At 52.4% G+C, this 11,652-nt stretch carries 9 protein-coding genes; 8 read left to right on the top strand and 1 reads right to left on the bottom strand.

Annotated features, from left to right (window positions below; all coding sequences use genetic code 11):
* From ACEW8P_RS06740 to ACEW8P_RS06730, 3 genes are all read left to right on the top strand, one after another.
* Positions 1 to 1,013, top strand: a 1,013-nt coding sequence (locus ACEW8P_RS06740) for a glycosyltransferase family 4 protein (protein WP_373512331.1), incomplete at its 5' end; no start/stop codon positions are given.
* A complete protein-coding gene (locus tag ACEW8P_RS06735) occupies positions 1,010 to 2,257 on the top strand; it encodes an O-antigen ligase family protein (RefSeq protein WP_373512330.1) in 1,248 nt (415 codons plus the stop codon). The genes ACEW8P_RS06740 and ACEW8P_RS06735, both read left to right, overlap by 4 nt.
* Positions 2,258 to 2,592: 335 nt before the next feature.
* Complete coding sequence (locus ACEW8P_RS06730; RefSeq protein WP_373512329.1) at positions 2,593 to 3,357, top strand: TerC family protein; 765 nt, start codon at positions 2,593 to 2,595, stop codon at positions 3,355 to 3,357.
* Positions 3,358 to 3,446: 89 nt separating this feature from the next.
* On the opposite strand, the gene ACEW8P_RS06725 is transcribed toward ACEW8P_RS06730, so the two are convergent.
* On the bottom strand, positions 3,447 to 5,102 hold the full coding sequence (locus tag ACEW8P_RS06725) for a pseudouridine synthase (RefSeq protein WP_373512328.1): 1,656 nt from the start codon (positions 5,100 to 5,102) through the stop codon (positions 3,447 to 3,449).
* Between the two features lie 360 nt (positions 5,103 to 5,462).
* Here ACEW8P_RS06725 and ACEW8P_RS06720 point away from each other — a divergent pair, with 360 nt between their 5' ends.
* From ACEW8P_RS06720 to ACEW8P_RS06700, 5 genes are all read left to right on the top strand, one after another.
* Positions 5,463 to 7,439 carry an acetoacetate--CoA ligase gene (locus ACEW8P_RS06720; protein WP_373512327.1) on the top strand — a complete coding sequence of 659 codons (1,977 nt, stop codon included), beginning with the start codon at positions 5,463 to 5,465 and terminating at the stop codon, positions 7,437 to 7,439.
* 52 nt (positions 7,440 to 7,491) lie between these two features.
* The gene (locus tag ACEW8P_RS06715; RefSeq protein ID WP_373512326.1) at positions 7,492 to 9,192 is read left to right on the top strand and encodes a S41 family peptidase; all 1,701 of its coding nucleotides are present in this window, start codon (positions 7,492 to 7,494) and stop codon (positions 9,190 to 9,192) included.
* A 29-nt stretch (positions 9,193 to 9,221) separates the two neighbouring features.
* Positions 9,222 to 9,449, top strand: a complete 228-nt coding sequence (locus ACEW8P_RS06710) for a UPF0175 family protein (RefSeq protein WP_373512325.1) — start codon at positions 9,222 to 9,224, stop codon at positions 9,447 to 9,449.
* Complete coding sequence (locus tag ACEW8P_RS06705) at positions 9,442 to 9,900, top strand: DUF3368 domain-containing protein (RefSeq protein WP_373512324.1); 459 nt, start codon at positions 9,442 to 9,444, stop codon at positions 9,898 to 9,900. Before ACEW8P_RS06710 ends, ACEW8P_RS06705 begins: the two co-directional genes overlap by 8 nt.
* A gap of 90 nt (positions 9,901 to 9,990) precedes the next feature.
* Entirely contained in the window at positions 9,991 to 11,427 is a 1,437-nt protein-coding gene (locus tag ACEW8P_RS06700; protein ID WP_373512323.1) for a sulfatase, read from the top strand.
* Positions 11,428 to 11,652 lie beyond the last annotated feature (225 nt).

Below are 11,652 nucleotides of genomic sequence, written 5' to 3'. Positions count from 1 at the left end.
AACACGAACTCCGCATCCTGACCGAGGACGTAACCATGCCTCGGCCTTATGTTCATAAAGTTGGCCTTTCCAGATTCTGGAAGTCTTCTATCCTTGGTCAGTTTGCCCGTATGATTGCCTACCACCGCGCCGCCATGCGATTACGGAAAAATTTTCCCTTCGATGTTCTAGTGTACAACCATGCCCTGATTGGGTTGTGGAGCGCTTATCGGTTCAAGGCAACAGTAGGGATGGTAAACGACGATAATAATCTCACGGCTTCCTGGCGTCACCTGGGCTTGTCGCGTTTGGGTACGAAGCGGCATTTGTTCAGATTCATTGAAAAAGCCATGACTGGTAAGGCTCAGAAGATAATCGTGAATTCGGATTACCTGAAAGAGAAACTTGCTAAAACCTATCATATTCCTGCGAACAGGCTACATCGTTTGTACAAAGCAGTAGAGGTACCAATAAAAGTATCAGCTGAGATCGATACGATTGACCCGACCGCACCTATCCGGGTAATGTTCGTCAAGAACGACTACCAGCGCGGGGGGCTGTTCACGCTGACCAGGGGACTTTCGCTTCTGCCCTTCCAGTTCGTTCTCATCATTGTTGGGCCCAATCCCGCCGATCGTGAAAAAATCTTGTCTGATTTGGGCAAATATCCAAACATAGTCGGTGATTTTCTGGGCAAAATTCCGCAGATTAGGGTTTTAGAATTATTGAAAAAAAGCCATATCTTCTGTGTCCCTTCGCATCAGGAAGCGCTCGGGGTGGCTAACCTGGAAGCAATGGCGCAGGGTGTGCCTGTGATATCTACCAAAGCAGGAGGCATACCCGAGGTACTCGATCAGGGAAGGTGTGGGTGGCTGGTTCCGCCGAATGATAGTGCCGCCCTGGCAGAAGCTATCGCTGAATGCGTTCGCCGACCTGATTTACGGGCCACAAAGGTGCGCAATGCCCACGCGCAGGTGGGCCGTTTTAACCCACAAACTATGTTTGAGAATTTTCTTGACATCCTATCCCGTTGAACTACGCATTGGCCCGAAAGGATGTTTCTGGTGATTTTGTCTTCCGGCTTTTGTTCCTGAACATGGGGCTGGTAATCGTTGGCTATGCCCTTGGAGTCCTGACGGACATGGCGAGCGTCGAACCCATGCGAATAGTCAAGTACTCAGTTCTGCTGATGTCCATCCTTTTCGTTTTGAAAAGGAAACTCTTTATCCTGAGGATGTTGTCCAACTGCATGCAGGGACTGTTGGTTCTTTCGCTCTTGTTTGCCTTTTTCGGCTTACTTACTGCCAATCCGCTCACTTCCTTTCTCAAGGTATTAACACACGTAGTACCTTTTCTCTACGTGGCTTTTTCAGTAGGCTACCTCCTATTTCTACACCCGACCCGGCAGGTATTTCATGCGTTTATCAGTGCCATCAACTGGGTTTACCTCATTCCAGTAGTTAGCTACTTTATTACGGGCGGCGGACTGACCGATACCAACATCTACGACGTGTACGACAAAAACGAAGATTCCGCCTTTGTTTCCAATCATTATGGTTGGTCAAGCACTATCTTTTTACTAACGAGTTTGGATCTGCTTCGCAATGTTTCCCTGCATTGGCTACGCAAAATTTTACTCATAGTGGTGGGCGTAGTGGCGGTTTACCTGGTCTTGATTTCCGGCAACCGTACCTCTTGGCTAAGCCTATCCTTAGTGGCGTTGGTGTTTGTTTTCAAATACCGGAGAATCCCCTTTTACCAAAAAGTTCTGCTGTCCCTGCTGCCGATAGGTCTCGTGCTTTATCTATTGAAAGACCCCGACTCAGCTATTAACGCCCGCTTCGAGAAAACGCGCGTTCAGCAGAAAAAGGGAGAGCCCAGGTCAGAAAAATCCATGAAGATCATAACTTATTTTAACTCTGTGCCCTCTTTATGGGTTACAGGAATTGGTATGTTCAATAATGAGCAAGTCAAAATTATCATTGGCTGGCCTGGCTTCCACAATTCCTATTACGAAGTGCTTTTCGGAGCGGGTGTGCCTGTTTTCCTCTTTTTTTTCTACCTGATTGTTATCCGCCCCGGTTGGTATTACATCCGGTACTTTGCGGTCCGTTACCTGTTTTTTCTGCCTTTGCTGGTCATTCCCTTTTTCGAGAGCAACCTTACGGGCGGTCAGTTCCTGTTTTTTCCGTGGTTTATCATGGCTATTCTGATCGGCTATTCGCGATCCTTTGCCAAAATAAAACTCGCAATCAAAAGCTTGTCTCCCGCCCCCTAAACAAACGAAGGCCCGAAGAATCTCCGAGCCTTGTTCACACTATACACACACTATTATCTTAAATATCTTTATGTTATTGCTCTTGATACCAATCCGTTGGCAAAATGCAGTGTCAAACCTGCCGTATTTGGCTACTGATCCTGGCTTCGGACTTGTTTCGTACAACTATCGTGCCAAGTTTTTCATTCGCTCTGGTACAACGGCGAAACTACGTAATAAATTCTCTGACCCGGATAATTTTACGCGCAAAACTTCTCGCCTGAGGTCTTTGCCATTAACTTCGCCCTTTTCAGACCATGAATATACGACTTCCCTACTTAATCTACTAACTTGCTATGGAGTCATTGCTTACTACTGACGCGCTTATCAGTATCCTCACCTTAACCCTACTCGAAGTGGTGTTGGGCATAGACAACATTATTTTCATTTCGATTGTTGCGGGCAAGCTGCCTAAAAGACAGCAAAAGAAGGCGCAAAACTACGGCTTGGGTATCGCACTGGTACTACGAATTGCCTTGCTGTTCGGAATTGGCTGGGTTATCGGCCTGAAAGAAGACCTTTTCGCGGTTTTCGGCCACGGGTTCAGCGGGCGCGACCTCATTCTACTGGGCGGCGGACTATTTCTGCTTTACAGCTCCACTAAGGAAATTCACCATAAGATACAGGGCGACACCCAACACCTGCCCAATGCCAACGAGGACGAGAATGCTCCGGTCAAGGCGGGAGCTATGACCTTTGGCCGTGCCCTCACTGAAATGGCATTTCTGAATATTATCTTTTCGTTCGACTCGGTACTTACCGCCGTAGGCCTGACGGACATCGTGGCTATTATGATTATTGCCGTCATTCTTTCGACGGTGATTATGATCGTGTTTGCCACTAAGATCGGCAACTTCGTCAACGAGCGGCCTTCGATCAAAATCCTGGCGCTATCGTTTTTGATTATGATCGGCACGCTGCTCATCGCGGAATCTTTCCACTACGAAATTCCGAAGGGTTACGCTTACTTCGCAATGGCCTTCTCGCTGGGTGTGGAATTGCTCAACCTCCGCTATGATAAAAAGACAGATCCGGTCAAGCTGCGCGATCGCATCGATTGATTTGGGATTCCCCCACACGCAAAAACCCGGCTGAGCAATGACTCAGCCGGGTTTTGTTTTTAACAAGAACGAAAAATAGTAGGCTCTCTTTATAAGAGAAACTTCAACCTCACCACTTCCTTCTCACCCAGAAAGCGCCATTTGCCGCGCGGCAGGTCTTTCTTGCTTAGTCCGGCGAAAAGCGTGCGGTCGAGTTTCTGAACTTCGTAGCCTAAATGGTCGAAAATCCGGCGCACAATGCGGTTTTTTCCGCTGTGGATCTCGATGCCGACGACCATGGCGTCGGGTGTGACGATGCCCAGGTCGTCGGGCTTAATGAAGCCGTCTTCCAGTTCAATGCCTTCCTTCAACGCCTCAAAATCCTCGGTTGTCATGGGTTTGTCGAGTTCGACCTGGTAAATCTTTTTGATGTTACTCGACGGGTGCGTGAGCTTCTTAGCCAGCTCGCCGTCGTTGGTCAGCAGTAGCAGACCTGTGGTATTGCGGTCGAGACGGCCCACCGGATAGATGCGCTGCTCGCAGGCTCCGGCCACCAAATCCATGATCGTACGGCGCTCTTCGGGATCGTCGGTGGTAGTGATGTAGTCTTTGGGCTTGTTGATGAGCAGGTACACCAGCTTTTCAGGATTTAGCAGTTTCTTGCCGTATTTCACGGTGTCGGAACGCTTTACCTTGAAACCCATTTCGGTTACCAGCTCGCCGTTTACCGTGATTTGACCGGATGCGATCAACTCGTCGGCTTCTCGGCGTGAGCAGATGCCCGCGTTGGCGATGTAACGGTTGAGTCGCAGTACATCGTCGTCCTGGTTTTTTTTAAAATCCTCCTTCGTGCGTGATTTGGGCTTCTTGTCCTCATACTCACTGAAATCGTAGCGAGGCGGACGACTGAATTTGCCTACACGTCGGCTTTCACCCTCGCTGGCTTGCTTCTCCTTCTCAGCCTGCTCCCGGCGATCCACGCGCGGGTTGTAGCGCTCTTTGCGCTCAGGACGTTCTGGACGGCTGCCTCGAGGACTCCGCTCCTCTCGGGCCGGACGCTCGTCATCACGGCGACTCGGACGGTCGTCGTCCCGCTCTTCGGGGCGCGAGCGAAAGGCGTCACTGGATTTGACATCGCGGCGGGCGGGCCGCTCCGATTCACCACCCGGCCTGTCGCGATCCGTACGCGGCTCCCGGCGGGGCGCATCATCGTGGCGATTACGCTCAAATTTTGTAGGCTGATAGTCGGGCGATTGCAGACGCTCGACGTCAGACCTTTTCAGGGTAGGTTTATTAAAAACTCGCTCGGCCCTAGTGGTACTACGTTTGGGTTTATATGTATCTTCCTCACGGCGGGGTTTACGCTCCCGCCCTTTGTCCTCAGTGGAGCGGAAGGAGCTATCGTCGCGGCGAGGTTTTTGCTTGAATTCTTTATCCCCGTCGGACGGCCCCGCCTGAGCGGGGCGACCCCGTTCAGGACGGTCAAACGGTGGAGCAGATTCCGGTGATGGCTTATCAGCACGCCGGGCTTTCGGCTCGTCATCGCGCTTGGGCTTGCGACTGTCGTCAGGGCGAGGCTTTTTGCCTTCACCAAGCTCGGGAAAAGCATCCGAAAGTCGGGTATAGGTTTTCTTGCCTCCCGCCTTTGCCGGACGTTCTCGCGCGGCGGGTTTACGGGCCGGGCTGTCATCCTTGGGTTCTTCGGGCTTCTCCCGCTGCGGGCGATTGAACTTGGGGTCACTCAGGAAATCGTTTCGTTTTTTCATAGGAATGCAGTATCACTACTGGATGTTGTTTCCTCTCGCCCAACTTTCAGCGGGCTTTGGATTTTAAACAAAAATAAAATGGAGGTTTGATAAAAACAGATCGAATGGCGGGTCTGATAGTCAGAAAATTATCCACCGTTTCTCGAACAGACTGCAAAGGTAATATATTTTTCCCAGCGGAGAATTTCCTAATATTATTATCCTAAAAACCGACACCAGTCGTTACTACCTACTGAATTCCCGCCCGGATAAGTACGATATACTTGGTATGTGACTCGACAAACTTGGTGCCTGGTACGATGCACCGAGTACCCGACTTTTCACGAACCTGGACGGTACACCCTAAATCCCCTGAAACGAATGACATCCGCCACTCCGCCCCTACCCCTTTGGGAACCCAGCCGGGCTTTCAAGGATCAATCGAAACTGAAACATTATATCGACTGGCTTTTTGTAAAAAAAGGCCTATTCTTCCGCGATTATAATGATTTGTGGCGGTGGTCGGTTACCGATACCGAGGATTTTTGGGAAAGTATCTGGCATTATTTCCAAATCAAATCTCACGACACTTACTTCGAAGTACTGCGCAAAAAGGGTGATGACATGATCGGCACCCGGTGGTTCACGCGCGCGACGCTCAACTACGCCGAACACGTTTTTCGGCAGAAAACAAAAGACCAGCCCGCGCTGATCTTCCAGTCGGAGCGGCAGGCGCTTACCGAAATTTCCTGGGCTGAGTTGGAAAAAGACGTCGCCGCCGTGGCGACCTGGTTTCGCAAGCGCGGCGTGCAACCCGGCGACCGCGTGGCTGCTGTGTTGCCCAACATTCCGCAGGCCGTCGTGGCTTTCCTAGCCGCCAACGCCGTGGGGGCCGTGTGGTCCAGTTGCTCGCCCGATTTCGGCGAGGCCAGTATATTGGATCGCTTCGCTCAGATCGAACCCATAGTACTCATCGTGGCCGACGGCTACCAGTACAATGGCCGTACCTACGACAAAACTGCCGCTTTCCGGCAGCTTTTGGCCCGATTGCCCAGCGTAAAACTATCCGTGCTGGTACCTTACCTTGATGCCGATGCGAAATTGGAAGGCACCGTGTCTTGGAGCGATGTGCTGCACAGTGCCACGCCGGGTCTCGACTTCGAGGCCGTGCCGTTCGACCACCCGATTTGGGTACTCTACTCATCGGGAACCACAGGCAAGCCCAAGGCCATCACCCACGGCGTGGGCGGCTGTCTGCTGGAACACCTGAAAGCGCTGGTTCTGCACCAGAACGTCAAGCCCGGCGATCGTTACTTCTGGTACTCCACCACGGGCTGGATGATGTGGAACTACGCCCTGGCTTCTCTGCTAACGGGCGCGACGCTGGTCGTGTACGATGGCGCTCCCGCTTTTCCCACGCTCAACGTGCTGTGGACACTGGCCGAAAGAGCCCGCATCAACCACTTCGGTGGCGGCGCGACCTATTTCATTGCTTGTCGCCAAGCCAACCTCAGCCTGCCCTCCGAGCGTTTGAAGCACCTGATTTCCATTGGCTCAACAGGGTCACCGCTCACACCTGACGCCTACGAATGGATATACCAAGCGGTGCGCAAAGACGTGTGGCTTATCTCGCTCAGCGGCGGCACCGACGTGTGTAGCGCCTTTGTGGGTGGCAATCCGCTACTGCCTGTCTATGCGGGTGAAATCCAGTGCCGACTGCTGGGCTGCAGGCTGGAAGCCTACGATGACGAGGGCCAGCCCGTTGTGGATCAATTGGGTGAGATGGTGATTCTGGAACCCATGCCCTCCATGCCGCTCTACTTCTGGAACGACCAGGACGACCAGCGTTACCGCCACAGCTATTTCGAAAACTACCCCGGCGTTTGGCGGCATGGCGATTGGATCAAGGTTACGCCGCGTGGGTCAGTCGTTATTTTTGGCCGCTCCGACGCCACGCTCAACCGCGGCGGCATCCGCATCGGCACCGCCGAAGTCTATAGCGCGGTAGAAACCCTGCCCGAAATCAGGGACAGTTTGGTAGTTTATTTAGAGAATGAAGACGGTACGGGCGATATGCCGCTGTTTGTGGTTTTGAAAGAATCCGGCAGCCTGAACGACGCCCTGCGTCAGCGTATCGCCGCCGCCCTGCGTCAGCAGTTCAGCCCCCGACATGTACCCGACCGCATCGAGGAAATCGCCGAAGTACCCTACACGATCAGCGGCAAAAAATTAGAAGCTCCGGTTAAGAAAATTTTGATGGGTTACGATCCGGCCCGCGTCGCCAGCCGCGATACTATGCGAAATCCCGACGCGCTGGATGCTTTCGTGGCGATGGCAGCGGCGAAGGCCCGCGTCTAACAAGCAACCTTTCGTTATATTTTGCGTTATTGTAAGACAAAAACCGAACCTCATGCAAGAACCTACACCCCAAAAACCGATAAATAATTCCCCCCAAACTGTCCGCCTGCCTATCGTCATTAGCCTGACGCTCGCCGCCGGGATGCTCATGGGCGCCGTCTTTTTTAGCGGCGGCAAGAGTCTCACCGACACGGCCAAGGGTTACGCCAAGTTCCGCGAGGTACTAATGCTGGTGGAGAACAATTACGTGGACTCAGTCAATACCGACGAACTGGTGGATTACTCCATCCAAAAAATGTTGGAAAAACTGGATCCGCACACTTCCTATTTTGTTGCCGAAGAGGCTACCGCTGCTCGCTCGCAGTTGGAGTCGGGCTTTGATGGCATCGGGGTGGAGTTCAATGTTTACAACGATACCGTCTATGTGGTCAGTCCGCTGAGCGGCGGGCCGTCCGAAACCGTGGGTATTCAGAGTGGCGACCGTCTTTTGAAAGTCAACGGTGAAGTCCTGTCGGGGCCGGGGGCCAGTAACGCCAAAGTTTTCAAATTGCTGCGCGGCAAGCGCGGCACGGAGGTAAAAATCCTCGTCGGGCGCTCGAGCCTAAAAGAACCAATGGTTTTCGACATTGTACGCGACCGCATCCCGACCTATTCGGTAGATGCCGCCTACATGGTGGACGAGGAAATCGGCTACCTCAAAGTGAGCCGTTTCTCGGAAACTACCTACGAAGAGTTCAAGACCGCGATGGCTTCATTAAAAAGCCAGGGTTTGAAAAAACTCATTCTCGACCTGCGTAGCAATCCGGGCGGCTACATGGAGCGCGCCACGAGCATCGCCGACGAGTTGATTTCCGGCAACAAATTGCTGGTCTATACCGAGGGCAAAGACACCCGTTACAACCGCAAGACCAATGCCAAATTTAAGGGCATGTTCGAGGAAGGCCCCATCGTCGTTTTGGCTAATGAAGGCAGCGCGTCGGCCTCCGAGATTTTGGCCGGAGCTTTGCAGGATCATGACCGTGCGCTGGTCGTTGGCCGTCGTACCTTCGGCAAGGGCTTGGTGCAAATGCCCATCAAGTTGAATGATGGCTCAGAGTTACGCCTGACGATTTCGCGCTACTACACGCCCAGCGGTCGCAGCATCCAGAAACCCTATGAACTTGGCAAGGGCGAAGACTATAACAAAGACCTCAAAGAGCGCTTCGACAGCGGCGAGTACTTCAGCGCCGATAGTATCAAGTTCGACCCCAAACTACGCTTCCAAACCGATGGCGGACGGGCGGTTTATGGCGGCGGCGGCATCATGCCCGACGTCTTTGTACCCCGCGACACGAGTATGAACAGCAAGTTCTTATTTGAGTTGTACGCCAAAAACATCTTGCGTGAGTACGCCCTGCGCTACGTCAACGACCATCAGAAAGCGCTGGACAAGCAGGATTTCAACCAATTTCTGAAAAAATTCACCGTCACGGACGCTATGCTGAAAGACTTGGTGCAGGACGCCAAAAAGGCAGGCATCAAGCCCAAAGACGACGACCTGGCTCGTTCCAAGTCACTAATTCTGGCCCAAACCAAGGGCTACATTGGTCGCTACCACTACGGACGCCAGCGCAAGGACGGCCTGAACAACGAAATTTTCCAGGTACTTAACCCAACTGATAATGTCTTTCAGGAAGCCATGCGGCAGTTCGGCAAAGCGGCTGATTTGGAACGGGGGGATTTTAGTAGTTTGAACGTGGTAAAGGAGAAGTAGAGCTGTTGAACTTTTCGTACCTTTCAATTATGAAGACACTCACTCTCCAATTACCCGATTCGCTTGACATGGACGAGCGGCAACTCGCTATGCTGGTGGCCGCTCGGCTTTACGAGAAGGGAGAGCTTTCCCTAGGACAGGCCGCCGAGGTAGCAGGACTGACGAAAAGGACTTTCGCCGAGTCGCTGGGAAAGTACGGAGTTTCTATCTTCAACTACCCTGCTTCCGATTTGGCTCAGGATTTCAAAAATGCCTGAACAGGTCCTAATTGCTGATACGAGTTGCTTTATCGTTCTGGTTAAGGTCAATGAGCTGGAGCTTCTTCATAAGGTTTACGGGGAAGTGACCACAACAACTGATATTGCTATCGAGTTTGGGGCAGTTCTGCCAGATTGGGTGACTGTGAAAAGAGTCATGAATAGCGATAAACAACAAGCTATTGAAAAGCAGATCGATCGGGGCGAAGCAAGCGCAATCGCTTTGGCGCTTGAATCACCGAATTCGACGGTTGTTTTGGACGATTATAAGGCTCGAAAGTTGGCCAAAAGCCTTGGTGTCAGAGTTACAGGCACAATTGGCGTAATTATGAGAGCCAAGTCGAAAGGTATATTTTCTGTCATAAAACCAATTTTGGAAAAAATAAAAGAAACAGACTTTCGTCTTTCCGAGGAGATAGAATCGCAGGCTCTAAGGGATGTCGGCGAATAGTTTGCTTCTTTGTATTTTTAGCTTCCAATAAGGGGGGGCTGTTTCGGTATAAAGGAGTTGGATTTTGCTTTTTCACAAAAATCCAACTCCATGAAAACCCTCCTGGCTCCCGTCTTTCTTTTTTGTATTGCAATAAGTGCTCTCGCACAAACTACCGCTCCCCAAAAGCATAGCGCGGCCCGACCGAGCGCGGCCCGACCGAGCGCGGCCCGACCGAACATCGTTTACATCCTGGCTGATGACCTCGGTTACTTTGACTTGGGCTGCTATGGCAACCCCTTCAACGAAACGCCGCACCTGGACTCGCTGGCGCGGCACGGGTTGCGCTTTACGCAGGCGTACTCGGCCAGTCCGGTTTGTTCTCCGTCGCGGGCGGCGATCATGACGGGCCGCCATCCGGCCCGCTACGGCCTCACCAACTTCATCGCGGGCAACCGCACCAACGATGCGTCGCCCGTACAGCCCGCACCCTGGAACCCGTTCCTGCCTTCGTCGGCTACCACGCTGGCCGAGTGGCTCAAGCCACAGGGCTACACCACGGGCATGGTGGGCAAGTGGCATCTGGGCAATAAAGAAGGGATGTCACCCTGGGAGCAGGGCTTCGACTACAGCCGCATGATTGGCCGCAACGGGCTGGATTACTACAACTACTCGATTTTTGAGGATAGCTACCAAAAAGAATTCAAGGACGATGGCACAAAGTACCTCACCGACAAACTTACCGACTACGCCGTGGAGTTCGTAGAGAAAAATGGCGAGAAAGAAAATTCGAAAAATCCATTTTTCCTCTACCTCTCCTACTCGGCGCCGCACGTTTTCATCGTCCCGCGCGGCGATAAGTTGAGCAAGTACTTCTGGAAGTACGAGAAATTCGACGGCAAGTACAATCCCAATTACGGCGCGATGATGGAGAGCCTCGACGACGGTGTAGGCCGCGTGATGGCGGCTTTGCGGGAACAGGGATTGCTGGAAAACACCCTGGTCATTTTCACCTCTGACAACGGCGGTGTCGGCCTGCCGGAACTGGGGCCGATCCCGACTAGCATGGAGCCGCTTCGCAAGTGGAAGGGCCACGTCTATGAAGGTGGTATCCGCGTGCCGGCCATTGCGTTTTGGAAGGGAAGAATCGCGCCCGGCGGCGTCAGTGACCAGTATTTCAGCAACGTGGACTACTTCGCCACGTTCAGCGAATTGCTCAATCAGTCGATGCCGGAGGTCGAGATGGATAGCCGCAGTGTTCTTCCAGTGCTGCTGGGCACAAAAAAATCACTGCCCGATCAGCCCACCTACTGGCATTATCCGCATTTCAGCAACCAACTGGGCATGCCCGCCGGAGCCTACCGCCTAGGCGACTACAAACTCACCGAAAGCTACGAGGACGGCTCAGCGGAACTCTACAACCTGAAAGACGACTTGGGCGAAAGCAACGATCTCTCGGCCCAACTACCCAACAAAAAGCGCGAAATGCTCGCGCAGTTCCGCGACTGGCGCAGAAAGGTAAATGCTAATATGCCCGTGAAGAAGTAGCGAGACAATAGGTCTCTGTTACCGTGATCTGAGACAATCCAGAAAAGCAAAAAGGGGCCGTAGTGGCCCCTTTTTGCTGTATTTTCAACTATTGATTCTTCTACTCCTTACTCACCCGCACCACACCCTGCCTATTCAGCGCGTCCACAGCTTTGATCAGATAGATTCCCGTGGGCAAACTACCCAGCCGGAACTCCAGCTCGTTCATGCCTTCCTGCAGGTACT

Origin of the sequence: Persicitalea sp., from assembly GCF_041751555.1 — a bacterium.
Taxonomy (GTDB): Bacteria; Bacteroidota; Bacteroidia; order Cytophagales; family Spirosomataceae; genus Persicitalea.
The sequence above is the reverse complement of the archived record's forward strand: the minus strand, read 5'-3'. Positions and strand labels throughout refer to the sequence as shown.

What these genes read in the sequence shown, in the direction of transcription:
- ACEW8P_RS06730 (WP_373512329.1), top strand. Translation starts at nt 2,593, where the DNA reads ATGGAGTCATTGCTTACTACTGACGCGCTTATCAGTATCCTCACCTTA.
- ACEW8P_RS06725 (WP_373512328.1), bottom strand. Translation starts at nt 5,102, where the DNA reads ATGAAAAAACGAAACGATTTCCTGAGTGACCCCAAGTTCAATCGCCCG.
- ACEW8P_RS06720 (WP_373512327.1), top strand. Translation starts at nt 5,463, where the DNA reads ATGACATCCGCCACTCCGCCCCTACCCCTTTGGGAACCCAGCCGGGCT.
- ACEW8P_RS06715 (WP_373512326.1), top strand. Translation starts at nt 7,492, where the DNA reads ATGCAAGAACCTACACCCCAAAAACCGATAAATAATTCCCCCCAAACT.
- ACEW8P_RS06710 (WP_373512325.1), top strand. Translation starts at nt 9,222, where the DNA reads ATGAAGACACTCACTCTCCAATTACCCGATTCGCTTGACATGGACGAG.
- ACEW8P_RS06705 (WP_373512324.1), top strand. Translation starts at nt 9,442, where the DNA reads ATGCCTGAACAGGTCCTAATTGCTGATACGAGTTGCTTTATCGTTCTG.
- ACEW8P_RS06700 (WP_373512323.1), top strand. Translation starts at nt 9,991, where the DNA reads ATGAAAACCCTCCTGGCTCCCGTCTTTCTTTTTTGTATTGCAATAAGT.